24 protein-coding genes and 1 tRNA gene are annotated in these 25905 nt (G+C 56.1%); 15 read left to right on the top strand and 10 right to left on the bottom strand.

Going from position 1 to position 25905, the window contains the following annotated elements; all coding sequences use genetic code 11:
* Positions 1-207: 207 nt before the first annotated feature.
* The 3 genes from fadJ to DR88_RS05980 form a co-directional block, all read right to left on the bottom strand.
* Positions 208-2352 (bottom strand): fatty acid oxidation complex subunit alpha FadJ, encoded by a 2145-nt coding sequence (gene fadJ, locus DR88_RS05970; RefSeq protein ID WP_004149220.1) that lies wholly within the window; start codon positions 2350-2352, stop codon positions 208-210.
* Positions 2352-3662: an acetyl-CoA C-acyltransferase FadI gene (gene fadI, locus DR88_RS05975; RefSeq protein ID WP_002913358.1), complete on the bottom strand. Its 1311-nt coding sequence runs from the start codon at positions 3660-3662 to the stop codon at positions 2352-2354. The genes fadJ and fadI overlap by 1 nt, the downstream gene beginning before the upstream one ends.
* Before the next feature lie 159 nt (positions 3663-3821).
* Positions 3822-4106 carry a YfcZ/YiiS family protein gene (locus DR88_RS05980; RefSeq protein WP_002913359.1) on the bottom strand — a complete coding sequence of 95 codons (285 nt, stop codon included), beginning with the start codon at positions 4104-4106 and terminating at the stop codon, positions 3822-3824.
* 367 nt (positions 4107-4473) lie between these two features.
* Between DR88_RS05980 and fadL the strand changes: the two genes are divergently transcribed.
* Positions 4474-5802 (top strand): long-chain fatty acid transporter FadL, encoded by a 1329-nt coding sequence (fadL, locus tag DR88_RS05985; RefSeq protein ID WP_004149222.1) that lies wholly within the window; start codon positions 4474-4476, stop codon positions 5800-5802.
* Positions 5803-5863: 61 nt separating this feature from the next.
* Here the strand turns inward: fadL and mlaA are convergent, their stop codons facing one another.
* Positions 5864-6625 (bottom strand): phospholipid-binding lipoprotein MlaA, encoded by a 762-nt coding sequence (gene mlaA / locus DR88_RS05990; RefSeq protein ID WP_002913362.1) that lies wholly within the window; start codon positions 6623-6625, stop codon positions 5864-5866.
* Positions 6626-6914: 289 nt separating this feature from the next.
* On the opposite strand from mlaA, the gene DR88_RS05995 reads away from it, so the two are divergent.
* The 4 genes from DR88_RS05995 (at position 6915) to DR88_RS06010 (ending at position 9988) form a co-directional block, all read left to right on the top strand.
* Positions 6915-7844, top strand: a complete 930-nt coding sequence (locus DR88_RS05995) for a formate/nitrite transporter family protein (protein ID WP_004149224.1) — start codon at positions 6915-6917, stop codon at positions 7842-7844.
* Between the two features lie 89 nt (positions 7845-7933).
* A tRNA-Arg gene (locus DR88_RS06000) sits at positions 7934-8008 on the top strand.
* A gap of 248 nt (positions 8009-8256) precedes the next feature.
* Positions 8257-8739, top strand: a complete 483-nt coding sequence (locus DR88_RS06005; RefSeq protein WP_025861132.1) for a WbuC family cupin fold metalloprotein — start codon at positions 8257-8259, stop codon at positions 8737-8739.
* A 367-nt stretch (positions 8740-9106) separates the two neighbouring features.
* Positions 9107-9988, top strand: coding sequence for a hypothetical protein (locus tag DR88_RS06010; RefSeq protein WP_004149226.1), 882 nt, complete (start codon positions 9107-9109; stop codon positions 9986-9988).
* A gap of 9 nt (positions 9989-9997) precedes the next feature.
* Here the strand turns inward: DR88_RS06010 and cynR are convergent, their stop codons facing one another.
* Entirely contained in the window at positions 9998-10906 is a 909-nt protein-coding gene (cynR, locus tag DR88_RS06015; RefSeq protein ID WP_004149227.1) for a transcriptional regulator CynR, read from the bottom strand.
* A 132-nt stretch (positions 10907-11038) separates the two neighbouring features.
* On the opposite strand from cynR, the gene DR88_RS06020 reads away from it, so the two are divergent.
* From DR88_RS06020 to ypdK, 3 genes are all read left to right on the top strand, one after another.
* Positions 11039-11497: a nucleoside deaminase gene (locus DR88_RS06020; RefSeq protein WP_025861128.1), complete on the top strand. Its 459-nt coding sequence runs from the start codon at positions 11039-11041 to the stop codon at positions 11495-11497.
* Entirely contained in the window at positions 11494-12690 is a 1197-nt protein-coding gene (locus DR88_RS06025) for a CynX/NimT family MFS transporter (protein WP_004149229.1), read from the top strand. Before DR88_RS06020 ends, DR88_RS06025 begins: the two co-directional genes overlap by 4 nt.
* Before the next feature lie 338 nt (positions 12691-13028).
* Positions 13029-13100, top strand: coding sequence for a membrane protein YpdK (gene ypdK / locus DR88_RS29975; protein ID WP_099119320.1), 72 nt, complete (start codon positions 13029-13031; stop codon positions 13098-13100).
* Between the two features lie 70 nt (positions 13101-13170).
* On the opposite strand, the gene alaC is transcribed toward ypdK, so the two are convergent.
* Entirely contained in the window at positions 13171-14385 is a 1215-nt protein-coding gene (alaC, locus tag DR88_RS06030; RefSeq protein ID WP_002913372.1) for an alanine transaminase, read from the bottom strand.
* Positions 14386-14473: 88 nt separating this feature from the next.
* Here alaC and DR88_RS0126515 point away from each other — a divergent pair, with 88 nt between their 5' ends.
* Complete coding sequence (locus DR88_RS0126515; RefSeq protein WP_004145585.1) at positions 14474-14659, top strand: hypothetical protein; 186 nt, start codon at positions 14474-14476, stop codon at positions 14657-14659.
* On the opposite strand, the gene DR88_RS31045 is transcribed toward DR88_RS0126515, so the two are convergent.
* Positions 14656-14769 carry a hypothetical protein gene (locus DR88_RS31045; protein ID WP_004149231.1) on the bottom strand — a complete coding sequence of 38 codons (114 nt, stop codon included), beginning with the start codon at positions 14767-14769 and terminating at the stop codon, positions 14656-14658. The genes DR88_RS0126515 and DR88_RS31045 overlap by 4 nt on opposite strands.
* Between DR88_RS31045 and DR88_RS06035 the strand changes: the two genes are divergently transcribed.
* A complete protein-coding gene (locus DR88_RS06035) occupies positions 14768-16465 on the top strand; it encodes a sensor histidine kinase (protein ID WP_004149230.1) in 1698 nt (565 codons plus the stop codon). The two genes, DR88_RS31045 and DR88_RS06035, sit on opposite strands and share 2 nt — an antisense overlap.
* An 11-nt stretch (positions 16466-16476) precedes the next feature.
* A complete protein-coding gene (locus DR88_RS06040) occupies positions 16477-17214 on the top strand; it encodes a LytR/AlgR family response regulator transcription factor (protein ID WP_002913374.1) in 738 nt (245 codons plus the stop codon).
* A 53-nt stretch (positions 17215-17267) separates the two neighbouring features.
* Here DR88_RS06040 and glk read toward each other — a convergent pair whose 3' ends face one another.
* Positions 17268-18233, bottom strand: coding sequence for a glucokinase (gene glk, locus DR88_RS06045; protein ID WP_004149232.1), 966 nt, complete (start codon positions 18231-18233; stop codon positions 17268-17270).
* Between the two features lie 263 nt (positions 18234-18496).
* On the opposite strand from glk, the gene DR88_RS06050 reads away from it, so the two are divergent.
* Positions 18497-19732: an ion channel protein gene (locus DR88_RS06050; protein WP_025861125.1), complete on the top strand. Its 1236-nt coding sequence runs from the start codon at positions 18497-18499 to the stop codon at positions 19730-19732.
* Here the strand turns inward: DR88_RS06050 and DR88_RS06055 are convergent.
* Positions 19729-21390: an alpha-keto acid decarboxylase family protein gene (locus tag DR88_RS06055; protein WP_032444045.1), complete on the bottom strand. Its 1662-nt coding sequence runs from the start codon at positions 21388-21390 to the stop codon at positions 19729-19731. The genes DR88_RS06050 and DR88_RS06055 overlap by 4 nt on opposite strands.
* 180 nt (positions 21391-21570) lie before the next feature.
* Between DR88_RS06055 and DR88_RS06060 the strand changes: the two genes are divergently transcribed.
* Positions 21571-22563, top strand: a complete 993-nt coding sequence (locus DR88_RS06060) for an aldo/keto reductase (protein ID WP_004149234.1) — start codon at positions 21571-21573, stop codon at positions 22561-22563.
* A 130-nt stretch (positions 22564-22693) separates the two neighbouring features.
* Positions 22694-23053: a DUF2502 domain-containing protein gene (locus tag DR88_RS06065; protein WP_002913419.1), complete on the top strand. Its 360-nt coding sequence runs from the start codon at positions 22694-22696 to the stop codon at positions 23051-23053.
* 57 nt (positions 23054-23110) lie between these two features.
* On the opposite strand, the gene DR88_RS06070 is transcribed toward DR88_RS06065, so the two are convergent.
* Positions 23111-24352, bottom strand: coding sequence for an Nramp family divalent metal transporter (locus tag DR88_RS06070; protein ID WP_002913421.1), 1242 nt, complete (start codon positions 24350-24352; stop codon positions 23111-23113).
* Positions 24353-24698: 346 nt separating this feature from the next.
* Between DR88_RS06070 and nupC the strand changes: the two genes are divergently transcribed.
* Complete coding sequence (gene nupC / locus DR88_RS06075; RefSeq protein ID WP_002913423.1) at positions 24699-25901, top strand: nucleoside permease NupC; 1203 nt, start codon at positions 24699-24701, stop codon at positions 25899-25901.
* The last annotated feature ends 4 nt before the right edge of the window (positions 25902-25905 follow it).

Below are 25905 nucleotides of genomic sequence, written 5' to 3'. Positions count from 1 at the left end.
TGCACCGCTTTTGTTAACCAGAAGCACCGTAGTTTGGCCTGCGAAGACAAAACGCAGGTGACCCGGTGGCCGGGCATTGTGCCTGATCCATTCCACGAATGAAACGCTGTTTTTTACCTCAATGGCGTAAGTATAGTCAATCATTGTTTACAAAACAGCCAATCAACAGCGTCGTCCGCAGCCGGATTTACCTTCTTTGACCACAACTTAGGTCAGCCGTTCATCCGCTGGCCAAAAGGTGGTCCCCTGTTCAGCCATGCGTAATAAAGTGTCACAGGGTGTAAAACGTGGGCCGAACTGGGCGGCCAGGCGCTGCAGGATCGCGGCAACTTCACCCGCGCCGATAGTATCCATATACCGGAACGGGCCGCCAAGAAATGGCGGAAACCCTATACCAAAGACGGCGCCGATATCGCCATCGCGCGCGCTCCGGATAATCTGCTCATCAAAGCAGCGCGCCGCTTCGTTAAGCATCATCATCACACAGCGCTCCGCCACCTGCTGCGCGGAGAGCCGCGACTGCGGGCGGCCGATGCCGAGCAGCGGATAGACTGCCGGGTCGGGCCGTTTTTTGCTTTTACGCCCTTTTGTCTCATAAAGATAGAAACCACGATTATTTTTTCTGCCTTTGCGATCGTCCTTCAAAATCGCGTCAATGATGTTTGCAGGCGGGCTAAAACGTTCTCCAAACGCGCCCTCCAGCACGGGGATAATTTTGGTGCCGGTATCGATACCCACCTCATCCAGCAGTTGAATTGGCCCCACCGGGAAACCGAATTTAACCAACGCGTTATCAATGACTTCAATCGGTTCGCCTTCCACCAGCAGGCGCATCGCTTCATTGATATACGGCGCGAGGATACGGTTCACATAGAACCCCGCTTTATCTGCGACAACAATCGGCGTTTTCCCCTGCCGTTTAGCCAGCTGCACCACGGTGGCGATAGTCTGCGGGTCGGTTCCCTTGTGCGGGATCACCTCAACCAGCGGCATTTTTTCCACCGGACTGAAAAAATGCAGGCCGATTACCTGCCCCGGGCGGCTGGCGTGAGCGGCAATATCGCCGATTGGCAACGATGAGGTATTCGACGCAAAGATGGTCTGCGGCCCGCCGTATTGTTCCACTTCGCTGACCATCCGCTGTTTGAGAGCCAGGTCTTCAAATACCGCCTCGATCACCACATCGCGATGAGCAAAGCCCTGATAGTCGGTAGTGCCGGAGATCAGCGCCATCTGACGATCGCGCTCCACTGGGCGCAGTCGACGCTGACGAACCTGTTTATTCAGCAGATCCCAGCTGTACTTTAAGGCGTGGTTGATGCCACGCGGCTGGATATCTTTAATCCGCACCGGCAGCCCACCCTTACAGGCGGTCACATAGGCGATCCCCCCGCCCATCAAGCCACCGCCCAGTACTGCAACGCTTCTCAGCGAACCGGGGCCCGCCTCGGCGCCAGGGTCTTTTTTCAGATCGGTACTGGCAAAGAAGATCGATCGCAGCGCCTGCGACTGCGGGCTCATCGCCAGTTCGCCAAATGCGCGCGCCTCTTCAGCGTATCCGCTGCTGCAGCCATGGGCCAGACCATTCTCGACGACCTGCAAGATTCGCTTCACCGCCGGGTAATTTCCCTGCGTTTTGCGCTGCGTTTGTTTACCGACAAACTGGAATAACAGATGGCGCCCCAGAGGCCCTGCCAGTACGCGTTCACGAACAGGCACCTCCCGGCTGGTCGGTCGTCCCTTCAGCGCCAACTCCACCGCCGCCTGCAGTAAAATCGCCTGCGGCACCACCTCGTCCACCAGACCAGCCTTCAGCGCCTGCCGCGGCCGCAGCTGCTTGCCGGTGAGCATCATATCCAGCGCGGTGCTGACCCCGATCAGCCGCGGTAAACGCTGCGTCCCGCCGGAACCCGGCAGCAGGCCAAGCTGTACCTCCGGCAAGCCGAGTCGGGTTTTTTCGTCATCGCTACAGATACGGCCATGACAGGCCAGCGCCAGCTCCAGACCGCCGCCAAGGCAGGCGCCGTGGATAGCGGCAATCACCGGGATCGACAGGCCATGGATCTCAGCCATAATCTGCTGTCCCTGGCGCGCCAGCGCTTCCGCCTCCTGCGCGCTGCGGCAGCGGGCAATCATGTTGATATCAGCGCCGGCGATAAAGTTATCCGCTTTGGCGGAGATAAATACTACGCCGCGCACTGACTTATCGTCACGTAACTGGCGTATCAATCCCCGTACCTGACTGCCAAATTCGGCTTTCAGGGTATTCATTTTTTCACCCGGGGCATCAATGGTGATCACCGCGATTTTGTCCGCACGGACCTCAAGCTTAAAAGCGGAAACAGTATCCATTATTCAGCCTCCACGATCATCGCCGCACCCAGACCACCTGCCGCGCAGGCCGTCACCAAACCAAATCCCCCGCCCCGTCGCCGCAGCTCATGCAGCGTCTGGGTGATCATCCGCGCGCCGGTGGCGGCGAAGGGGTGACCGTAGGCGATAGAGCCGCCGAGGACGTTAAACTTGCTTTCATCTACCTCACCGGTGGCCTGCGAGCGGCCCAGCACCTCGCGGGCAAAGCGGTCGCTTGCCAGACACTGGAGATTGGCCAGCGTCTGCGCGGCGAAAGCTTCGTGCATATCGATAAGCGTGAGATCCGCCAGCGTCAGGCCAGCGCGCTCCAGCGCCAGCGGCGTGGACCACGCGGGCCCCAGCAGCATATCCTGCCAGACGTCGATGGCGGTAAAGGCGTAGCTGCGCAGATAGCCCAGCGGCCTCAGCCCCAGCTCTTTAGCCCGCGACTCGGTCATCAGGATCACCGCTGCCGCGCCGTCCGTCAGCGGCGTACTGTTGGCGGCGGTGACGGTGCCATGTTTGCGGTCAAAGGCCGGGCGTAACTTCTGATAATCTGCGAGCGTTGAATTTTTACGAATATTGTTGTCCTGCTCGAGCGGTTCGCGGAAAGGGGGAGCATAGGCGGTCATCACCTCTGCGGACAGTTTACCCTCTTCCCAGGCTTTCGCTGCCAGCTGGTGCGAACGATGCGCCAGGGCATCCTGTTGCTCGCGGGAGATCCCCCAGCTTTTCGCCATCTGCTCGGCGGTATCGCCCATCCGCAATCCGGTTGAATATTCAGCCACCGCCGGGGGGACCGGCAGCAGGTCGCGTGGCCGCAGACGGGAAAACAGCTTCAGCTTTTGGCTCAGCGTGCGTGCCTTATTGGCATCCACTAGCGTGCGGGCCAGCGTTTTACTGACCCCAATGGGCAGGACAGAGGAAGAGTCGGCGCCGCCGGCAATACCGGCGCGGATGGTGCCGGCCATCAGGCTTTCAGCGACGTTCGCCACGGCCTGGAAACTGGTGGCGCAGGCGCGGCTGACGCTATAGGCGTCGGTATGTACGCTCATGCCGGTACCCAGCACAATTTCCCGGGCGATGTTCGGCGCTTCCGGCATCTGCACCACCTGGCCAAAGACCAGTTGCTCGATGACTTCGGCAGGAATGTCGCTGCGCGCCAGCATCTCGCCAACCACCATTTTTCCTAAATCAATGGCTGGAACGCCATGAAAAGCCGTAGCCTGACGAGCAAATGGCGTGCGTAACCCCGTGACAATGGCAATGCGATCGCCCTGACGGGTGATAAGCGGTAATGCCTGACTCATAACACTCCCCTGTTAACCAAGACAACCAAGTGGTCTGACCTGATAACATTCTTAACTAATTTTTTACATTAAGCCAATCGGAGAAGCGCAAAATTGCGAGCCAAAACACAGTGAAAAGAAAAGGAAACGCCCCTTATCAGGGGCGTCGAGGGGGAAGGATTAACGTAAGCCCAGCTGGAAGATCAGGGATTCTGCTTCGCAGCTGAAAACAAAATCGATATCCAGCTGCACACCGCCGTCAACGTCAGTGAAGGTTGGGTTAATTTGGCACGGCTCAGATTCGACATTGCGGGCTTTTTCGCTTAACGCGGCGAGCGTTTGCTCGGCTTCAGCGCGGTTGGCGAATACGCGGCTGTAGGAGGCGGTGCAGTCGGTGTTGTCAACAATCGTGCCAACATCCATACAGCAGCAAACCGGGGTTTCATCAGCGCTACATTTACTCATCGTAGATTTCCTCTGGAGATGCACCTTCGGTGCCAGAAAAATTATGTGCCTATTTTACGCCCTGTCCCCGGTGAGCCTCCAGCCGAGAATCGCTCTGCCGGCGTTAAGTGACAGAAATCACACTTAAAAATGATCTAAAACAAAAATCCCCTTCTGTCCCCCTTGCTCTCTCCGAGATTTTTGCCAGCTGGATCGCGTTTCTGTTATCACAATTGAAAAACTTCATAAACATACTTGCAACAAATCATCTGGTCAGACCTATACTCAGCGCACTGGTCTGATTTCTTGGTTGTACCGCAGACCCTACACTCCCGCGCTTCTGTTACGGCATGTAACATAGTTTAAAAAAAAATAACTCAATGAGGTTATGGGCATGAGCCAGAAAACCCGCTTTACCCAATCTGCCCTTGCAGTGGCTGTCGCACTTGTTTCCACCCAGGCCTGGTCAGCAGGCTTCCAGCTCAACGAATTCTCTGCATCGGGGCTGGGTCGTGCCTATTCCGGTGAAGGGGCGATCGCTGACGATGCTGGTAATGCCAGTCGTAACCCGGCATTAATTATGATGTTTGACCGCCCGACCATGTCGGCGGGCGCCGTGTTTGTCGACCCGGGCGTTAATGTTTCGGGCACCTCTCCCACCGGCAAGAGCCTGAAAGCAGACAATATCGCCCCGACGGCGTGGGTGCCCAACTTCCACTTTGTCGCGCCGATTAACGACCAATTTGGTTGGGGGGCGTCTATCACCTCTAACTATGGTCTGGCAACAGAGTATAACGATGATTATGCGGCCGGCAGCATGGGCGGTAAAACCGACCTGACCACCGCGAACTTCAACCTGAGCGGCGCCTACCGCCTCGACAGCAACTGGAGCTTCGGCTTAGGCTTTGACGCGGTCTACGCCAAGGCGAAGATCGAGCGCTATGCCGGCGATCTGGGGCAGATTGTCGCAGGCTCTGGCGCGCTGCCGCCGGCGCTGGCGGGCCAGGTAGCGAAGATCCCGGCCGACACGCAGATCGCCCATCTTAATGGCAACGCGTGGGGCTTCGGCTGGAACGCCGGGATCCTCTATGAGCTGGATAAGAATAACCGCTACGGTTTAACCTACCGTTCTGAGGTCAAGATCGACTTCGACGGTAACTACCGCAGCAGCCTGCCGGCGGCCTATAACCAGATCCTCGGCAACTTCGGCCTGCCGGCGGGCACCAGCGGCCAGACGACCAATGGTTCGCTAACCCTTAACCTGCCGGAAATGTGGGAGCTGTCCGGCTATAACCGCGTGGCGCCGCAGTGGGCGGTCCACTATAGCCTGACCTACACCAGCTGGAGTCAGTTCCAGGAGCTGAAAGCCACCGGCAGCAACGGCCAGACGCTGTTCTATAAAGAGGAAGGCTTCAAGGACGCCTATCGTCTTGCGCTGGGGACCACCTATTATTATGACGATAACTGGACCTTCCGTACCGGTATCGCCTTCGATGACAGCCCGGTGCCGGCTAATAACCGCTCTATCTCTATTCCGGACCAGGATCGCCTGTGGCTGAGCGCTGGTACCACCTACGCGTTCAATAAAGATGCCTCGGTTGACGTCGGCGTTTCATACATGCACGGGCAGCATGTTGAAATTAAGGAAGGCCCGTATACCTTCCGTTCCGAAGGAACCGCCTGGCTGTACGGCGCTAACTTCAACTACCGCTTCTGATAAGCAGCGCGCCACAAAAAAGGGTGAACATTATGTTCACCCTTTTTTTATCATTCGCCGATCACTGTGAATCGATATCCTTCAGCTCATCCTGAATAGCCTGAGCATTCGGGTTGTCCGCCGGGGTCAGCTTACCGCCGTTGGCGATAAAGTCATGACGCTGGAAGTAGGCTTCACGCATCAGAATGTAAGGGTCGGAAGACTGGCGCAGCAGGCCGTCGGAATCCAGCAGCTGAGCACGTGTCTCAATCCCTTCCACCGCCCATTTACCGATCGACATCGGCCAGGTCAGCCAGGAGAGCACCGGATACAAGCCATCGGCCATATCGCCGCCTTCGTCGCGCAGGGTAAAGCTTCCATAGAACGGCAACTGAACATACGGGCCATAGCCAACGCCATAATGCCCAAGCGTACTGCCGAAACGATGTGGCTCAACCCGCTGTAGCTGCGGATTCGCCATCCCGGCCACATCGATAAGCCCACCCATACCGAGAATGGTGTTCAGGAAGAAGCGGGTAAAATGCACCATACCTTTATAGGGGTCGCCCTGCAGGAAGTAGTTCACCATCACTGCCGGCTCTTCCAGGTTACTGGTAAAATTGCTTAACCCGTTGCGCGCCGGCTGTGGGACGTAGTCGCGCCATGCCACCGCGACGGGGCGAAGTACGTAAGGATCAACCACATTAAAGTTGAAGTTAAACATCGTGCGGTTAAACCCTTCTAACGGGTCTGAGCGCCCCTGCGGCCGATCGCCAGAGCTGGAACTGGCACATCCCACCAGCAATGTGGCGCCAAGCGCAAGCGCCGACAGGCGATAATTCATAGATGTCTCCCTGGTTTTTATGGCTATCGCGAGTTGCCATCCATGACGGAAAGACAACGCTTCCGCCCGTAAAGATGTGAGCGATTGTAACAGCACGTTGAACGATGTCTATATCACCCAAGTTGTTGATTTGATCTTAGCCTGGGAATAACGAAATCGCGGGGCTCCTATTCTACCGGAGCGACAAAAATCTGACGTTACCATTTTTGCGATTTCAGAGTATGCCCAGCCAGACGGCAGGGAAAGCCGCTACGCTATAACTATACAGATTGATAGCGAGGGCCACGAAATGGATGAACTAGACAATAACAAATTAAAGGCAGAGGATGACGAAAGAGAAGTGGAAAGTGAGGAAAATCAGCGTGGTGAAGAGATCGAAGTAAATGAAGATCGCCTTCCCTCGCGGGCGATGGCGATCCATGAACATATTCGCCAGGAAGGGGAAAAAGAGATGGAGCGCGATGCGCTGGCCCTGCTATGGTCAGCGATTGCGGCCGGCCTGTCGATGGGGGCCTCCCTGCTGGCGAAGGGAATTTTTCACGTCAAACTGGAGGGGATCCCGGGAGGTTTTTTGCTGGAAAACCTCGGCTACACCTTCGGCTTTATTATCGTAATTATGGCCCGCCAGCAGCTGTTCACTGAAAATACGGTCACCGCCGTTCTGCCAGTGATGCATAATCCCACCCTCGGTAACGTCGGTTTGCTGATGCGGCTATGGTCGGTGGTGCTGGCGGGCAATCTCATCGGTACCGCGGTGGCCGCATGGGCCTTCAATTATATGCCTATTTTTGATGAGCCAACCCGTCAGGCCTTTGTCAGCATCGCCGAAGACGTAATGAAGAACAGTCCGACAGAGATGTTCGCCAATGCGATTATTTCCGGCTGGCTGGTCGCCACCATGGTCTGGATGTTTCCTGTCGCCGGCGCCGCCAAAATCGTGGTGATTATTCTCATGACCTGGCTTATCGCCCTGGCGGATACCACCCATATTGTGGTGGGCTCGGTCGAGATCCTTTATCTGGTGTTTAATGGAAATCTGCCCTGGAGCGACTTTATCTGGCCGTTCGCCCTGCCGACCCTGGCGGGAAATATCTGTGGCGGGACCTTCATCTTCGCACTGCTGAGCCATGCGCAGATCCGTAACGATATGAGCAGCAAGCGAAAAGCGGAAGCCCGCGCCCAGGCGGCGGAGAAAGGGAAAAAGGCCGACCGGGCATAAAAAAAGCGCCCTGAGTGGCGAGGGTTTAAGCAGTCAGACGGTATGGCTCTTACTCAGGCGGGCAAAAAACGCTATACTCGTGCCGCCTTGTCCCCTTAGTTAAATGGATATAACGAGCCCCTCCTAAGGGCTAGTTGCAGGTTCGATTCCTGCAGGGGACACCATATAAAAGTTGCCCGCCATTCACCACGATGACCTAAACGCCAGCCAGAACGTATTCTTCTCGTAATCATAATTAGCCAACGATTTCAGTATGGTTAGTCCTGCCAGAAAGGAACGTGTCTTTGTCAATCACGCACACAATAAACCGACAGCAACGCGCATTTCTGCGTACAATACCTTCTGACTTTTTCAGTCACTAGCCGCGACCTTTTATAACCTTCTCTGGACGATACAGGAGCCAGGCGTTGATATGAAACAGATCACCCTCAGCGATATGCAGCAGCAGAGCGAAGCGGCAGCCAGTGCTCCGCGCCTGCGTGCCCATCGCAATTTTCATCCTGAACTGAGCGACCCGATACAGCGTCTGGCCATCGCCATGGAACCCGGCACCTATATCCGCCCGCACCGGCACAGACATACCTTCGAACTTTTACTGCCACTGAAAGGCCGATTTGTAGTGCTGAATTTTGATGACCACGGCGTGGTCACCAACCGGGTGGTGCTGGGTGAAACCTGTACGGCGCTGGAAATGGAGGCTGGCACCTGGCATACGGTGCTCTCGCTCGACGCAGGCGGCATGGTATTTGAAGTCAAACAAGGCGCTTATCAACCGCTTGCCGAAGTTGACACTATGGCCTGGGCGCCTGCTGAAGGCCAGCCAGGCACTGCCGAAATGATGGCCTGGTATGCCATCGCGCAACCGGGTGACCGCTTCCTGTCTATGCCGCAATAACTACAGGTAGGTTCGACAGGCGCCGCAGGCGTCTGTTTGATACTTCCTGCCTACCACAAAGTTTGCCAAATTGACCGTCCCTTTTTTCGTGCTCCGCTCATACTCACCTTAAATATTGCTGCTAAACAGGAAGAAACACTTATATTCAGCAAACTATTTTTCTCTACGAATAAGAGATGATAAGATAACGGGAAAGAGTAAATATGCGGCAGCAAAACAATAAAAACAGCCAATTTATCGATATATTATTCTCAATGTGAATGGATTTTGTTAATCAGGTAAAGGAAGTCAGCAGAAAAAATAAATCATTGTCATTGATACTTTTGCTCACCATGGCGATTTATTTTTTCATCGACATACAATTCTTATGAATATTACAGAACGGAATATCTGGAAGCTAAATAATTTACCGCCAATGGAGTATTGCTCTCTGGCGCGGGCGCAAAAATTATTAAACTGCGAACTGGAAGACATTCTTCACTGGCATGATATAGGCGCAATCAATCTATGTCTTAAGCTTAACCCAACGCCGGGAATATTAAAAATCGCCGTCCTCTCCCATCAGGAAAAAGAGGTAACCAGCGCGTTTAATCCATTTACCTCAGTCGAGGCAGGAGAAACAGTCTGGTCGCATCACTCCCATATCCGCAGCATTCTGCGACTTGAAGGCGATATTCCGACGATGGAAACCCTGCGCGGAAATACGGTAACCCAGTTCAACGTAAAGGTATTTGCTTCAGGGCTCTGGCATCCACACTGTCGGAACCTAATGGCGCTGCTGGAGGCGCCAGATGATATTCTTTTCGAAAACCGCCTCAGCATGATGCTGCCGGATAAACCATTTGTTTATTGTCATTTCATTCCAGAGGAAGACGAACGCCCCTCGATATCATTGAACCGCATCTATATCACCAGCCAGGCCATTGAGAAAATATACGCCCACAGTATTAGCGCCCGGCCTATGGACGTGACGAAAAATCCGCTACTGGATCAAACCCGTTACATCCAGCAGGAATTAACCGTCCTGCCGCAAAGTGAGGTATTGCTGGAATTTATCCATTATCTTGTTCAGTCCCATACTGTATTTAATGAGAAGTTGCAGAATATGGCTGAGCCAGACAAGACTCAGCTCTTTCATCACGTGCTGGAAAGGCTTAAGGAAGAAGGCATGCTTATAGAGAATGCCCAGCCCGATGAAGGCGATATCGGCAGCGAAGCCAGCCGTGAGTCGCAGTTCGCCGGCGAGTAACGTAGTCCTTCAGGCAAGGGACTGGCGGTTTTCCTGCTCAATCGTTATCGCGTTCTCTCGGGCCAGGGTGATGAATTCGCGCGCTGCGGCGCTCTGCCAGGCGCCCTGCCGCTGCAATAAACAGGCCGTGCGCTGCAGCAGCGCAGGTCTTAGCTCAATCGCCACCACATCATCAAACTGCCCGGCGATCGCCGCCGGCAGCAGCGTTGCTAACGTTGTGCTTCGAATAACCGACAGAACGGCCCCGATGGAGTTGGCCTCCATCCGCACGTCTGGTTCGAGCCGATGAAGGCGGCAATAACGATCAATCTGCTCGCGGGTAGCAAACTCGCTGCTCAGTAAAATTAGCGGCTGGGCGTCGAGAGCCTGCAGTTGCAAGTCGCGCTCTCCTGCCAGCGGATGCGCACGGCTCACCACCAGCGCAAGCGTTTCCGTCAGCAGCGGCTGAACCACAATTTCCTGTGACCGGCTGTCGTCAAAGGCAATCCCCACATCCAGTTCATCCTCCAGCAGCATCGCCTCCATCCGCTCCTGGTTCATCTCCTGGATAAGCACTTTTACTCCAGGATAGCGTCGGTAGTACGCCTCCATCAGCGGGCCCAGCATATAGGTAGTGAAAGTTGGCGTCATAGCAATGCGGAGTTTACCGTGCTGGAGATCTTCTGCGTCATGCAAGGCGCGCCGACCTTCCTCAAGCTCGCGTAACGCGCGACGGGCATACTCCAGCCAGATCTCACCGGCATCGGTCAGGCGAATACGTCGGCCAGAGCGGTCGAAAAGCTGAACCTCCAGCATCGCTTCCAGCTGGCGTATCTGCTGTGACAGCGCAGGCTGGGAGACATGCAGCGCCGCGGCGGCGCGGGAAAAGCCACAATGTTCAGCCACAGCGATAAAGTAGGAAAGTTGGCGCAGAAGCATCGGCCCACCTATAAGACATTCCAATAGGCATTATCATAAATAAGTCTTTTAACTTATGAAACAAGAGACGTACCCTCTTCGCACGACCCTCAACATATTTCACCTTTAACATCGTTTTATGCAGGAGTGACTATGTCCGCTCACGATCATTATCTTCAGCGCGCATTAGTGCTGGCAAAACAAAACATTGCTGACGGTGGGCGCCCCTTCGGCGCCGTGCTGGTGCGGAATGATGAGATTGTCGCTGAAAGCGTCAATACCTTTCATCTGAGCGGTGACCCAACGGCGCATGCCGAACTGAACGCCGTACGCGATCTTGCCGCCAGACTGGGAAGCGCGGTGTTGCGCGAATGCGTCATCTATGCCAGCGGACAGCCTTGCCCTATGTGCCTGAGCGCGCTCTATTTAACCGGCGTGCGGGAAGTGTTTTTCGCCAATAGCAATCAGGACGGGGAGCCTTTTCAGCTCTCGACCGCCGCGATTTATCAGCAGCTGCAGCAGCCGCTGGCCCAGCAAACGCTGCCGATCCATCATCGCCCGCAGCCGGAGGGAACTGAACTTTATCAGCGCTGGGCGGAACGGCAGTCATGACACCAGCGCTGCGACAGAACCTGACGCTGGCAGTCCTGGTACTGACTGGGATCAATATGCGGCCGCTGCTTACCTCCATTGGTCCTTTGCTGCCGGACATCCGCGCAGCCAGCGGCATGAGCTATACCCTGGCCGCACTCCTGACCGCGCTGCCGGTGATCGCGATGGGGGTGCTGGCGCTGGCCGCTGGCTGGGTCGATCGCTATATCGGTCAAAAGCGCAGTATTGCGCTGAGTCTGCTGATTATCGCGGCAGGCGCCCTGCTGCGGGAAATCGCTCCGAATAGTGGCTTACTGCTCACCAGCGCTCTGGCCGGAGGAATTGGCATCGGCATTATTCAGGCCGCCATCCCGGCGGTAATTAAGCACCTCTTTCCCCGACGGACGCCGCTGGTGATGGGACTATGGTCAGCGGCGCTGATGGGCGGCGGCGGGTTAGGCGCCGCGTTCACCCCATGGCTGGCGTCACATAGCGCGGCCTGGCATAATGCGCTAGCCTGGTGGGCGCTCCCTGCGCTCCTGGCTCTGTTCAGCTGGCTGGCGATTTGTCGGCAATTGCCTCGCGCACCGCATCAGGCCAGCGCTTCCCCCCGGGTCGCGATTATTGGCCAGCGCCGCGCCTGGACGCTGGGACTCTATTTCGGACTGATCAATGCCGGTTACGCCAGCCTGATCGCCTGGCTGCCTCCTTACTACATCCAGCTAGGCGACAGCGCCCAGTACAGCGGTTCGCTGCTGGCGCTGCTGACCGTCGGGCAAACCGCCGGCGCGCTGCTGCTCCCGGCGCTGGCTCGCCAGGAGGATCGGCGCCAGCTTCTTCTGCTAGCGCTGGCGCTACAGCTGATTGGCTTCTGCGGCTTTATCTGGCTGCCAGAGCATTTCTCTGCGCTCTGGGCCATTGCCTGCGGCGTGGGGTTGGGCGGCGCGTTTCCTCTGTGCCTGGTGCTGGCGCTGGATCACGCCGGACAACCGGCGGTGGCCGGCAGGCTGGTAGCCTTTATGCAGGGGATCGGATTTATCATCGCCGGTCTGTCGCCCTGGCTTTCCGGCCTGCTGCGTAGCCTGAGCGGGAACTACACGCTTGACTGGTCCTGGCATGCGATCTGCGTCCTGCTACTCATGGCGCTGACGCTGCGCTTTATCCCGGCACACTACCCGGCCGAGTGGCGACAGCGCGCCTCAGACCTGCCCTGAACCGACGGCGGCGCGTGGCAAAGATAATGCCGCGCGCTCTCGTTGGCCTTCCCCGCCCGGCCCATCGCTAAAACCCGTTTCCTTCGCTTCGCTGGCGCTAAATTTATTACCCTGTGAAATTAATGTGTCGCCGAATCACGACACTCGTAAGTAACTAAAAATTAATAAAAAAATGCCTCTTGTTTCCCTGATTTTTTAGGCGTACATTAGCGCCATCTGGAGCACTAAACGCACAGAATTACGGGCTGCTGCAGGGTGAAGTTACACTGGCGACAGCCCTTGAAAAACAGAACAATTAATTCATTTGAACGTCGCACAAGCGCGTGGAGTGATGAGTCGTGAAATACTTCTTTATGGGCCTCTCTTTTATGGTCATCGTTTGGGCCGGTACTTTTGCCCTGATGATCTAGACTGCAGCGGTGTCAAAAAAAACGGGAGCCTTCATGCTCCCGTTTTTATTTTGCCGTGCTGCCCGCAGCGCTAGCTCGCGGAGGCCAGCAGACCATCCGCGCGGAACATCGCCTTGATACCGCGGATCGCCTGGCGCGTACGGTCCCGGTTCTCGATCAGGGCGAAGCGGACGTGGGTATCACCATAGTCGCCAAAGCCAATCCCCGGCGAGACGCAAACCTTCGCTTCATTAAGCAGCTTTTTCGCAAACTCCAGCGACCCCATGGCGGCGTAAGGTTCCGGTATTTTCGCCCACACGTACATAGACGCTTTCGGACACTCCACCATCCAGCCGGCCTCATGAAGCCCTTTGACCAGCACATCGCGACGGCGCTTATACTGTTCGGCAATATCGCGCACGCACTGCTGATCGCCCTCCAGCGCAGCTATCGCCGCCACCTGCAGCGGAGTAAAAGTCCCGTAGTCATGATAGCTTTTGATACGAGCGAGGGCATTCACCAAAGTCTTATTACCCACCATAAAGCCAATGCGCCAGCCGGCCATGTTATAGCTTTTCGACAGGGTAAAGAACTCGACGGCGACATCGCGCGCGCCGGGCACCTGCATGATGGAGGGCGCTTTCCAGCCGTCATACACGATATCGGCATAGGCCAGATCGTGGACGACCAGAATGTCATACTGCTTCGCCAGAGCGACAACCTTTTCAAAGAAATCCAGTTCGACGCACTGCGCGGTCGGATTTGAGGGAAAGCCAAGGATCATCATCTTCGGCTTCGGATAGCTCTCGCGGATGGCGCGTTCCAGCTCGTTAAAGAAATCCACCCCTTCCACCAGCGGCACTGAGCGCACCTGCGCCCCGGCGATCACCGCGCCATAGATATGAATCGGATAGCTGGGGTTCGGCACCAGTACGGTGTCGCCATGATCCAGCGTCGCCAGCATCAGGTGCGCCAGCCCCTCTTTCGAACCAATGGTGACGATCGCTTCCGATTCCGGATCGATATCGACGTTATAGCGTTCTTCATACCAGCGTGAAATGGCGCGACGCAGGCGCGGGATCCCCCGCGAGGTAGAGTAACCATGGGTGTCAGGCCGTTGAGCAACGGTGCAGAGTTTTTCCACGATATGCGGCGGCGTCGCGCCATCGGGATTACCCATACTGAAATCGATAATATCTTCGCCGCGCCGACGCGCAGCCATTTTCAGTTCAGCAGTAATGTTAAAAACGTACGGAGGGAGACGATCGATACGCGTAAAACGGCGTTCAGGACTGGATTCAGCCATAGGTTCCTCTAATTAACGTTAGCGCCCGGACCGTCCGAGCGACGCTGCCGCTGTTGCGGCTCGTTTAGAAAATAACCTGAAAAAATTCATGTTGTCGAGAGGCCCGTTAAAAAATATTCCCTGGCATATAAAACGGGTATCGACTGCGCTAAATGCGGCAGTTCATTGGCGGAATAATCCCGGGTTGTATAAAGGTGGTAACACACTGATATCTTTCTTAACACAGAATATTATCGTTAATGGCGAAGACCGCCGCTATCGCGATGCTTTTTAATTAATCCCCTTTAAAAAGTGTGTCTTTTCCGCTTTATGGTTCCACGGCTGGTCTTCTGCCGTCAGGTTTTTTATCATGTCCCTTTCTGGCCACTGACGCGACGCACCCATGCACGAAATCTTTACTATGATGCTGGCGGTCTATGATCGTGCGGCCCTGATGCTTATTTGCCTCTTTTTCCTTATTCGCCTGCGCCTGTTCCGCGAACTGTTGCATAAGTCGGCCCATACTCCGAAAGAGCTGCTGGCGGTGACAGCCATTTTCTCGCTGTTCGCGCTATTTAGTACCTGGTCCGGCGTCCCGGTTGAGGGGTCCCTGGTGAACGTCCGCATTATCGCCGTGATGTCCGGTGGGATCCTGTTTGGTCCCTGGGTGGGCGCGATTGTCGGGGCGATTGCCGGCGTGCACCGCTATTTGATTGATATCGACGGCGTGACCGCGGTGCCCTGCTTTATCACCAGCATTGTCGCCGGCCTGCTGTCGGGGTTGATTAATCGTAAAGTGGCCCGCGAACAACGGTGGAAAATCGGCATTCTGGCGGGGATGATGTGTGAAACTCTGACCATGATCCTGGTGGTGGTCTGGGCGCCTTCCCTGAGTCTCGGCGTAGATATTGTTTCGAAAATTGGTATCCCGATGATCCTCGGCAGCGTCTGCATCGGCTTTATCGTGCTGCTGGTGCAGAGCGTTGAAGGGGAAAAGGAGGCCAGCGCGGCGCGGCAGGCGAAACTGGCGCTCGATATCGCCAACAAAACCCTGCCGCTGTTTCGACACGTTAACAGCGATTCTCTGCGCCAGGTTTGCGAGATTATCCGCCGCGACATTACCGCCGACGCGGTGGCGATCACCAATACCGAGCACGTGCTGGCCTACGTGGGCGTCGGTGAAGCCAACTATCAACGCCACGACGATATGATTAGCCCCACCACCCGGCAGGCGATTCGTTATGGGAAAATCATCATAAAAAACAATGACGAAGCCCACCGCACCCCGGAGATCCACTCCTTGATGGTGATCCCGCTGTGGGAAAAAGGGGTGGTGACCGGCACGCTAAAAATCTATTACTGCCACGCCCATCGCATCACTTCGACGCTGCAGGAGATGGCGATTGGCCTGTCGCAAATAATCTCCACCCAGCTGGAAGTCTCCCGCGCCGAACAGCTGCGGGAGATGGCCAACAAAGCGGAGCTGCGCGCCCTGCAAAGCAAAATTAACCCGCATTTTTTATTTAATGCGCTGAACGCGATCTCCTCCTCGATTCGCCTTAATCCGGACACCGCGCGCCAGCTCATTTTTAATCTGTCGCGCTACCTGCGCTATAACATCGAATTAAAAGACGATGAGCAGATTGATATCAAACGAGAGCTGTATCAGATCAAAGATTATATCGCTATTGAACAGGCGCGATTCGGCGACAAGCTGACGGTCATCTACGATATTGACGACGACGTCAGCTGCGTGATCCCGAGCCTGCTTATCCAGCCGCTGGTGGAAAATGCCATTGTTCACGGTATTCAACCCTGTAAAGGCAAAGGCGTGGTGACGATCGGCATTAACGAGTGCGGAAATCGGGTACGCATCAGCGTTCGCGATACGGGCAACGGTATCGATCCCGCCGTGGTCGCCCGCGTGGAAGCCGATGAGATGCCGGGTAACAAAATCGGCCTGCTCAATGTGCATCATCGGGTGAAACTTCTCTACGGCGAGGGTTTGCATATCCGCAATCTGACGCCGGGAACCGAAATCGCCTTTTATGTCCCCAATAACTCTACGCCGCAGGCGCTGACGGAGTCGCTGTTGTCATGAGCGGAGAAAAGATGAAAGTTATCATTGTGGAGGATGAGTTTCTGGCCCAGCAGGAGCTCTCCTGGCTTATTAACACCCATAGCCAGATGGAGATCGTCGGCAGCTTTGACGACGGCCTGGACGTGCTGAAATTTCTCCAGCACAACAAGGTCGACGCCATCTTTCTCGATATCAATATTCCGTCGCTCGACGGGGTTCTGCTGGCGCAAAACATCAGCCAGTTTGCCCATAAACCTTTTATCGTCTTTATCACCGCGTGGAAAGAACATGCGGTGGAAGCCTTTGAGCTGGAAGCATTTGACTACATCCTGAAACCTTACCAGGAGTCGCGCATCATCAATATGCTGCAAAAGCTGACCACCGCCTGGCAGCAGCAAAATAACGCTGCTTCAGGATTAGCCAGCGCGGCGCCACGGGAAAACGACACCATCAATCTGATCAAAGATGAGCGGATCATCGTCACCAGTATTCATGATATTTATTATGCCGAGGCGCATGAAAAGATGACATTCGTCTATACCCGCCGGGAGTCATTCGTCATGCCGATGAACATTACTGAATTCTGCAGCAAACTGCCCACCGCGCATTTCTTCCGCTGCCACCGCTCGTATTGCGTAAATCTCAGCAAAATTCGGGAAATTGAGCCGTGGTTCAACAACACCTATGTGCTGCGCCTGCGTGACCTGGAGTTTCAGGTTCCGGTCAGTCGCAGTAAAGTGAAAGAGTTTCGCCAGCTGATGAATCTGTAGAGAGCGGAAAGCACCGCCATCCGGGCTACGACGGTAGCCCGGGAGAAGAATGCTTAAAGCACCTGGCCCAGCGTCTGACGCAGATGCGCGCCGGAGCCCAGCAGGCCTGGGTTATCATGCACAATCAGGTAAACCGGGATATCCTGAACATAAGCTTTAAAACGGCCTTTGTCTTCAAAACCGCCGCGGAAACCAGAGGCTTTAAAGAACTCCAGGAAGCGCGGCACGATGCCGCCGGCGATATACACCCCGCCAAACGTCCCAAGGGTCAGCGCCAGGTTACCGCCGAAGCGTCCCATAATGACGCAGAACAGCGACAGCGCCCGACGACAGTCAGTGCAGCTGTCCGCCAGCGCTCGCTCGGTCACCTCACGCGGCTGCAGGTTCTCCGGCAGTCGGCCGTCCGATTTGACAATCGCGCGATACAGGTTGACCATCCCGGGACCTGAGAGCACGCGTTCTGCGGAAACATGCCCCAGCTCGGCGCGTAGCTCTTCCAGAATGATCCCTTCTTCTTCGCTGTTCGGGGCAAAATCAACATGACCGCCTTCGCCCGGCAGGCTGACCCAACGCTTATCAACGTGGACCAGATGCGCCACGCCGAGCCCGGTCCCGGCGCCATAAACGGCGATCGGTTTGCCCGCTACCGGCGCACTGCCGCCAAACTGAATAAGGTGCTCAGCTTTCAGCATCGGAATGGCCATTGAAACAGCGGTAAAATCGTTAATTATCTCCAGATGGGCAAAGCCGAGGTTGCGCTTCATTTCGGCGATAGAGAAAGCCCAGGTATGGTTGGTCATCGCCACCCAGTCGCCGGTAATCGGGCATGCGATGGCGATACAACCTTCGTTGACCGTTACCTGGTGCTCCTCGAGGTAGACGCGCACCACTGCCTCCAGACTGGGGTAATCGAGCCCGGAATAGGTCTTTGCGCGAGAGATCTCTCCACTCGCCAGATCACATAGCGCCAGGCGGGCGTTGGTCCCCCCGACATCTCCTACTAAAGCAAATTTTGTCATTCCGTTACGGCTCCGCTAAAGTCAAAATAAATCTTTTGGCACACTGTAAATTCATGGCGGCTTAACAACAACGTCCAACGCGCAGACGCCCCTTGTTTAGCGACACAGGTCACATTTAGTTTGTAATCTATGCAAGGTAGCCTGTAAAGGACGCGCCGGATATCAGATGTCACCTTAACTTTATCGTTTCAGCACCATTTGCATCGACGGTCTCCGCTGACGAAGGCAAAGTAGTGCTCCAGCACTTTTACAAGGACATTTCCATGCTCCATCCTCGCGCCAGAACAATGCTGATCCTGTCGGTGCCGGCCATCCTGATAGGTATCGCCTGCAGCCTGATCCTGATCGTGGCGATGAAGGTTGCCGCGCTGCTGCAGCGCGTGCTGTGGAGCAATCTGCCCGCGCAGTTAGGGGTGAGCGCCGACAGCCCGCTGTGGATCATCGCCATGCTGACGGCGACAGGGATCGCGGTGGGTCTGGTCATTCGTTACAGCCCCGGGCACGCCGGGCCGGATCCAGCGACCGAGTCGTTAATCGGCGCTCCCATTGCCACCGGCGCGCTGCCCGGACTCCTGGCCGCACTGATCCTCGGCCTCGCCGGCGGCGTCAGCCTCGGCCCGGAGCATCCGATTATGGTGGTGAATATCGCGCTGGCTGTCGCCGTCGGCTCCCGACTGTTTCCGCGCGTCAGCTCGCTGGACTGGACCATCCTCGCGGCCTCAGGCACCATCGGCGCCCTCTTCGGTACCCCGGTTGCCGCCACGCTGATTTTTTCGCAAACCCTCAATAGCAGCAACGATACGCCACTGTGGGATCGCCTCTTTGCTCCCCTCCTCGCCGCCGCCGCCGGCGCGTTGACGACGGGTCTGTTTTTCCATCCCCATTTTTCGCTGCCGATCCCGCACTATGGTCAGATGCGCTTCGTTGATATTCTCAGCGGCATTATCGTCGCCCTGATCGCTATCGCCGTCGGCATGGTGGCCGTCTGGTGTCTGCCGCGACTGCATGCCCTGATGCATCGGTTGAAAAATCCAATCCTGACCCTCGGCATCGGCGGGCTGCTGCTGGGGATCGTGGGGACGATAGGCGGGCCCTTAACGCTCTTTAAAGGGCTGGATGAGATGCAGCAGCTGGCCTTCAGCCAGACGCTAACCGCCGCGGATTTTCTGCTTATCGCGCTGGTCAAACTGGCAGCCCTGGTTCTTGCCTCAGCCAGCGGCTTTCGCGGCGGGCGAATTTTCCCGGCGGTGTTCGTCGGGGTAGCGCTGGGGCTGATGCTGCATGCTCATGTTGACGCGGTGCCGGCGGCAATCACCGTTTCCTGCGCGATCCTCGGCATGGTGCTGGTCGTCACTCGCGACGGCTGGTTGAGCCTGTTTATGGCCGCCGTGGTGGTCCCGGATACGACTTTGCTGCCGCTGTTGTGTATGGTGATGCTCCCGGCCTGGCTGCTGCTGGCCGGGAGACCGTTGATGATTGCCAAACGGCATACCGATTAAACGCGGCTGTTTCGCTCCTCAAGGGCCTGCGTCACCGCGCGCAGGAAATCGGGGATATCCATTTTCGGCAGCATCACTTCTACCAGAGTGAGGGTATCGGAGGTGATGCTCTCCGTCATCGCCTCCCGCAGTTCAGACGTCTGAGTGACCCGTCGGCAGCGCGAAGCAACGTCAGGGGCGAAGGCTTCCGGCAGCCGCTGCCAGTCCCACAGAGCGATGTCATTGTAGCGCTGCTCTGGACCATGAATCGCCCGTTCCACGGTATACCCTTCGTTATTCAGCAGCAGAATAAGCGGCTTTTGCTTATCACGCAGCATGGAGCCCATCTCCTGAATGGTCAGTTGGGCCGCGCCATCGCCGACAATTAGCACCACCCGCCGCTCCGCCGCCGCGGTTTGTGCGCCATAGGCGGCCGGGAGAGTAAAACCAATCGAGCCCCACAGCGGCTGGACGATCAGCGATGCTTCAGAGGGCAGCTTCAGCGCCGCAATGCCAAAGGCGGCCGTCCCCTGATCGGCGAGAATAATATCCCCCGGACGCAGGGCGCCCTGCACCGTCGCCCAGAAATTTTTCTGGGTCAACTCGCCTTCAGCGCCCTCCTCAGCCTCCGGCGCCACGATCTGAGGTGTAGCCCACTCCGCCGCCAGCGGGGCGGAAAGCGTCATCAGCGCGGCCAAAGCCTTATCCATCGGCACCCCGCTGAACCAGTGATCGCCCACCCTGACGGCGAAGGGCTGGATCTCAATAGTCTTTTCCCGCGCCAGATGTTGGGTAAATCCTGCGGTGATGGTGTCGGTGAAGCGCGTGCCAATGCAGATGATGGTGTCGGCGTTTTCAATCGCCTCCCGGGTCTGCGGCGCGCTGGCAATCCCGCTGTAGGTGCCGACAAACCCGCTCTGCTGCTCATCGAACAATCCCTTGCCCATGAGCATCGTCGCATGGGCGACAGGCGTTTTCGCCACCCACTCCCGGAGCGTCTTCTGCAGGCCATAACGTTGCGCCAGGAAGTCCGCCAGCAGGGAAATGCGTCGGCTGCCCCGCAGCAGGCGGCTGGCATGTTCGCAGAACCCGGCAAGCTGGTTTTCATCCGCCGGAGCGGGCTCCACCAGCAAGGGCTGGGCTGGGGCAATCGCTGCCGCTCTGGCGACATCGGCTGGCAGCATCAAATAGCCGGGGCGATGATGCGTCAACATATCGCGCAGCACACGGTCGATTTCATGGCAGGCGTTGCCGGCGGTCAGCAGCGCCTGGCTACAGGTGATCTGCTCGCTCATGCGGGCGAAATGGCGAAAATCGCCATCGCCGAGGGTATGGTGCAGCAGTTCGCCGCGCTGCTGGGCGCCGGTAGAGGGCGCACCGACAATATGCAATACCGGAATATGTTCCGCATAGCTACCCGCAATGCCGTTCAGCGCGCTCAATTCGCCGACGCCGTAAGTGGTCAGCAGCGCACCGGCCCCTTTGATGCGCGCATAGCCGTCAGCGGCATATGCCGCATTCAGCTCGTTGGCGCAGCCGACCCACCCCAAGGCGCTGTGCGCGATGACGCGATCGAGAAACTGTAAGTTGTAATCTCCCGGCACGCCGAACAAGCGGTCAATACCGCAGTCGACAAGGCGATCCAGCAGATAATCCCCAATAGTGTAGGTCGGTTGCATATCCATTATCCTCATTTTGGTGCAGGTGTAATTTGAGTATTGAATAAGCGATCCGCCTGTCCAGATGGGAGGTGATAATGGCAGTGTAAAGCAATAATTACGCAGAAAAAGCAGTGTACTCCACGCAGAACATTGTTTAGTGTAAACGTATACACAACCTGTTTTGTCGGCGGAGAAAGAATGGTTTACCAGGCAAGCACCACGCGATATCAAATGATGGAGTACCGTCGCTGCGGCCGCAGCGGTCTGCAGCTACCGGCCATTTCCCTTGGCCTGTGGCATAACTTTGGCGATGAAACGCGAGTGGAAACTAGCCGGCAGATGCTCCTGCACGCTTTTGACCTCGGTATAACCCATTTCGATTTGGCCAACAACTATGGGCCGCCGCCGGGCTCGGCGGAAAGCAACTTTGGCCGTATCCTGAAAGAGTCGCTCCTGCCTTATCGCGATGAGTTAATCATCTCCACTAAAGCAGGTTACACGATGTGGGACGGCCCTTACGGCGACTGGGGATCGCGAAAATATCTGGTAGCCAGTCTTAACCAGAGCCTTAAACGCATGGGGCTGGAATACGTCGATATTTTTTACCATCACCGGCCTGATCCACAGACGCCGCTGATGGAAACGATGCGTGCGCTCGATCATCTGGTTCGTCAGGGTAAAGCACTATATGTCGGGATCTCCAACTATCCTCTGGCCCAGGCGCGGGAGGCGGTGAAGATCCTTAACGACCTCGGCACCCCCTGCATCATTCACCAGCCTCGCTACTCGATGTTCGAACGCGGCGTGGAAGAAGGATTGCTGGATTTTCTGCAGACGGAAGGGATTGGAAGCATAGCGTTTTCACCGCTGGCCGGTGGGCAACTTACCGACCGCTATCTCAACGGCATTCCGGCCGACTCGCGCGCCGCCAGCAGCAGTCGTTTTCTGCAGCCGGAGCAACTGACTCCAGCCCGATTAGAAAAAATTCGTCAGCTTAGCAGGCAGGCGGAAGCGCGTGGGCAGAAGCTGTCGCAAATGGCGCTGGCCTGGGTGTTGCGTGAAGAGAAAGTCACCTCGGTGCTGATCGGCGCCAGCAAAACCGCGCAACTGGATGATGCCGTCGGCATGCTGCAGAATCGCCATTTCACCACCGAGGAGTGCGCGGCCATTGACGCCATCCTTGCGCTGTAAAGCAAATGTTACTTTAGCAAAAAGTGCTCTTTCCTGCGCTTTCGGAGTTCGTCCGATGCGGCGGGTCTTTACCGGCCCGTAATATCAGGTTAACAGGCCGCTTACGGCCCCGATCGTGAAGGAGAAGAGTATGTTCAGGTCACTGATTCTGGCAGCAGTACTGCTGGCCGCAGGGCCACTGGTCGCTAACGCTGGTGAAATCACCCTGCTGCCGTCGGTAAAATTACAAATAGGCGATCGTGACAATTACGGTAACTACTGGGACGGTGGCAGCTGGCGCGACCGTGATTACTGGCGTCGTCACTATGAATGGCGTGATAACCGTTGGCATCGTCATGACAACGGCTGGCACAAAGGCTGGTACAAAGGCAGAGATAAAGCCTGGGAGCGCGGCTATCGTGCTGGCTGGAACGACCGCGATGACCACCGCGGCGGCTGGGGACGCGGCCCGGGTGGGCGCGGTCACGGTCATGGACATGGCCATCACTAACAAACGAAAAGGGGAGCCCATCGGCTCCCCTTTACTTTATTCAGCATCAGGAATCAATTAATCCACCCCGAGCAGCGACCCCACTATTAACCAGCCGTTCAGGCTCACCACAATAGCGACTATCGCCCAGCCGATGCCTCTCACCCAACGGGTATTCACCAGGTCCCCCATCAGCTTCGCATTGCTGGTAAATATCAGCAGCGGCACCAGGGCAAGCGCAATGCCAAAGCTGAGCAACACCTGACTCATTACCAGGATGCGCGTAGGATCCAGCCCCAGCAGAATGACGACAAACGACGGCAGCATGGTGATCGCCCGGCGAAACCACAGCGGAATATGAAAGCGGATAAACCCCTGCATAACGACCTGACCTGCCAGAGTGCCCACCACGGTCGACGATAAACCGGCGGCAATCAGGCTGAGGCCAAAGATGGTCGCCGCCGCGTGGCTCAGCAGCGGCTCCAGCGTCATGTAGGCCTGATCGAGATCGGCGACGCCGGTATGGCCATTAAAGTGGAATGCCGCCGCAGCGGTCGCCATCATCGCCAGATTGACGAACCCTGCAATGGTCATGGCGATCGCCACATCCCAGCGGGTCGCGTTATAGCGTTCTTTTCGCGTTCCGCCATGCAGATGCTGGGTAAGCGAGGAATGTAAGTAGATAACGTGCGGCATAATGGTCGCCCCCAGTACCCCGGCGGCTAAGAATACCGCCTCCCCGTTGGGCAGTGTGGGGATCACCAGCCCTTTCGTCAGAGGAGCCAGCGCGGGCTGGGAAAAGATCAACTCCACGACATAGGCCACGGCGACAAACAGCAACAATCCACCGATCACCTTCTCCAGTGGTTTTTGTCCGCGCCGCTGCAGCATCAGGATCAGAAAAGTGGCCACCCCGGTCAGCACCGCCCCCTGCAGAAGCGACACGCCGAGCACCAGCTTAAAGCCAATCGCGGCGCCGATAAATTCAGCCAGATCGGTGGCCATAGCGATAATTTCCGCCTGTACCCAGTAAAACCAGACAACAGGACGCGGGTAATGGTCGCGGATCTGCTCGGCCAGGTTTTTGCCGGTGGCAATGCCCAGTTTGGCAGAAAGCACCTGGATCAGCATCGCCATCAGGTTAGCCCACACCACGACCCACAGCAGCTGGTAGCCAAAGCTGGCGCCGGCCTGAATGTTAGTGGCGAAATTACCCGGATCGATATAGCCAATGGCAGCGACGAAAGCCGGGCCCATTAAGGCGAGCTTCACCTTGCGCGCGGCGCGACTACTGCTATTCTCAACGCGACTGCTAGTCATCTTCTGCCTCTGGAAATATAGCCTTTGCTATGTTTCATGCTATCAAAATGCGAATGATTATCAAGTTCATTTAGAATGGAGATAATGATTGCTGTGATAGAAGGGAACAATAGCTGGCCGGAAATGGAATACGGGCGTCAGAAAACGAGATCCAGCCCGCTATTAAGAGTAGTACAAGAATGCAACTTTTAAAACCTTTACGTAACATAACAAAAGTGGATGTTGGATCACTATTTTTGCCATTGGTCACAGTTCCTTGCAATAGTGTGCAATTGATCTCGTTTTCTTTAAAGCCGTTGCATAGAATGTGCACGGAAATTTAACCTGCCTCATATTTGGAGCAACTATGGACCGCGTCTTGCATTTTGTCCTCGCGATCGTTGTGGTGGCTATACTGGCCCTGTTGGTCAGCCATGACCGCCAAAAGATCCGTATTCGTTATGTTGTTCAACTGCTTGTCATTGAAGTCCTGCTGGCCTGGTTCTTCCTCAACTCCGATATTGGTCTGGGTTTTGTGAAAGGATTTTCCGAGATGTTTGAAAAACTCCTCGGGTTTGCCAACGAAGGGACAAACTTCGTGTTCGGCGGCATGAACGATAAAGGCCTGGCCTTCTTCTTCCTCAAAGTTTTGTGCCCTATCGTCTTCATTTCGGCTTTGATCGGCATTTTGCAGCATATTCGTATCCTGCCGATTGTCATTCGCGCGATCGGTACCGTCCTGTCGAAAGTTAACGGCATGGGCAAGCTGGAGTCCTTCAACGCAGTGAGCTCGTTGATCCTCGGCCAGTCGGAAAACTTTATCGCGTATAAAGATATTCTCGGCAAAATGTCGCGCAACCGCATGTACACCATGGCGGCGACGGCGATGTCCACCGTGTCCATGTCCATCGTAGGCGCTTACATGACCATGCTGCAGCCAAAGTATGTCGTTGCGGCGCTGGTGCTCAACATGTTCAGCACCTTTATCGTTCTGTCATTAATTAACCCTTACCGCGTGGAAGAGAGCGAAGAAAATCTGCAGATGTCGAATCTGCACGAAGGTCAGAGCTTCTTCGAGATGCTGGGCGAGTATATTCTGGCAGGTTTTAAAGTCGCGATTATCGTGGCGGCGATGTTGATCGGCTTCATCGCGCTGATCTCGGCGCTGAATGCCCTGTTCGCCACCGTGACCGGTTGGTTCGGCTATAGCATTTCCTTCCAGGGTATCCTCGGCTATATCTTCTACCCGGTCGCCTGGGTGATGGGTGTGCCGGCAAGCGAAGCGCTGCAGGTGGGCAGTATTATGGCTACCAAACTGGTCTCCAATGAATTCGTCGCCATGATGGATCTGCAGAAAATTGCCTCGACGCTCTCCCCGCGCGCGGAAGGCATTATCTCTATCTTCCTGGTCTCCTTCGCCAACTTCTCATCTATCGGTATTATTGCCGGGGCGATCAAAGGTCTGAACGAAGAACAGGGCAACGTAGTTTCTCGCTTCGGTCTGAAGCTGGTGTACGGCTCCACGCTGGTTAGCGTGCTGTCCGCCTCGATTGCGGCGCTGGTTCTGTAACAGA

It is taken from the genome of Klebsiella pneumoniae, assembly GCF_000742135.1.
GTDB lineage: Bacteria > Pseudomonadota > Gammaproteobacteria > Enterobacterales > Enterobacteriaceae > Klebsiella > Klebsiella pneumoniae.
Note: the sequence above shows the minus strand (reverse complement) of the source record. Positions and strands in the feature narration are given on the sequence as shown.

Coding starts and splice junctions, on each gene's coding strand:
- fadL (WP_004149222.1), top strand. CDS start 4,474: ATGGGCATGAGCCAGAAAACCCGCTTTACCCAATCTGCCCTTGCAGTG.
- DR88_RS06010 (WP_004149226.1), top strand. CDS start 9,107: ATGAATATTACAGAACGGAATATCTGGAAGCTAAATAATTTACCGCCA.
- cynR (WP_004149227.1), bottom strand. CDS start 10,906: ATGCTTCTGCGCCAACTTTCCTACTTTATCGCTGTGGCTGAACATTGT.
- fadI (WP_002913358.1), bottom strand. CDS start 3,662: ATGAGTCAGGCATTACCGCTTATCACCCGTCAGGGCGATCGCATTGCC.
- DR88_RS05980 (WP_002913359.1), bottom strand. CDS start 4,106: ATGAGTAAATGTAGCGCTGATGAAACCCCGGTTTGCTGCTGTATGGAT.
- DR88_RS06070 (WP_002913421.1), bottom strand. CDS start 24,352: ATGACTAGCAGTCGCGTTGAGAATAGCAGTAGTCGCGCCGCGCGCAAG.
- DR88_RS06055 (WP_032444045.1), bottom strand. CDS start 21,390: ATGCAACCGACCTACACTATTGGGGATTATCTGCTGGATCGCCTTGTC.
- DR88_RS06035 (WP_004149230.1), top strand. CDS start 14,768: ATGCACGAAATCTTTACTATGATGCTGGCGGTCTATGATCGTGCGGCC.
- DR88_RS06040 (WP_002913374.1), top strand. CDS start 16,477: ATGAAAGTTATCATTGTGGAGGATGAGTTTCTGGCCCAGCAGGAGCTC.
- glk (WP_004149232.1), bottom strand. CDS start 18,233: ATGACAAAATTTGCTTTAGTAGGAGATGTCGGGGGGACCAACGCCCGC.
- DR88_RS06005 (WP_025861132.1), top strand. CDS start 8,257: ATGAAACAGATCACCCTCAGCGATATGCAGCAGCAGAGCGAAGCGGCA.
- DR88_RS06060 (WP_004149234.1), top strand. CDS start 21,571: ATGGTTTACCAGGCAAGCACCACGCGATATCAAATGATGGAGTACCGT.
- DR88_RS06050 (WP_025861125.1), top strand. CDS start 18,497: ATGCTCCATCCTCGCGCCAGAACAATGCTGATCCTGTCGGTGCCGGCC.
- nupC (WP_002913423.1), top strand. CDS start 24,699: ATGGACCGCGTCTTGCATTTTGTCCTCGCGATCGTTGTGGTGGCTATA.
- alaC (WP_002913372.1), bottom strand. CDS start 14,385: ATGGCTGAATCCAGTCCTGAACGCCGTTTTACGCGTATCGATCGTCTC.
- DR88_RS06020 (WP_025861128.1), top strand. CDS start 11,039: ATGTCCGCTCACGATCATTATCTTCAGCGCGCATTAGTGCTGGCAAAA.
- mlaA (WP_002913362.1), bottom strand. CDS start 6,625: ATGAATTATCGCCTGTCGGCGCTTGCGCTTGGCGCCACATTGCTGGTG.
- DR88_RS06065 (WP_002913419.1), top strand. CDS start 22,694: ATGTTCAGGTCACTGATTCTGGCAGCAGTACTGCTGGCCGCAGGGCCA.
- DR88_RS05995 (WP_004149224.1), top strand. CDS start 6,915: ATGGATGAACTAGACAATAACAAATTAAAGGCAGAGGATGACGAAAGA.
- DR88_RS31045 (WP_004149231.1), bottom strand. CDS start 14,769: ATGGGTGCGTCGCGTCAGTGGCCAGAAAGGGACATGATAAAAAACCTG.
- DR88_RS0126515 (WP_004145585.1), top strand. CDS start 14,474: ATGTTGTCGAGAGGCCCGTTAAAAAATATTCCCTGGCATATAAAACGG.
- DR88_RS06025 (WP_004149229.1), top strand. CDS start 11,494: ATGACACCAGCGCTGCGACAGAACCTGACGCTGGCAGTCCTGGTACTG.
- fadJ (WP_004149220.1), bottom strand. CDS start 2,352: ATGGATACTGTTTCCGCTTTTAAGCTTGAGGTCCGTGCGGACAAAATC.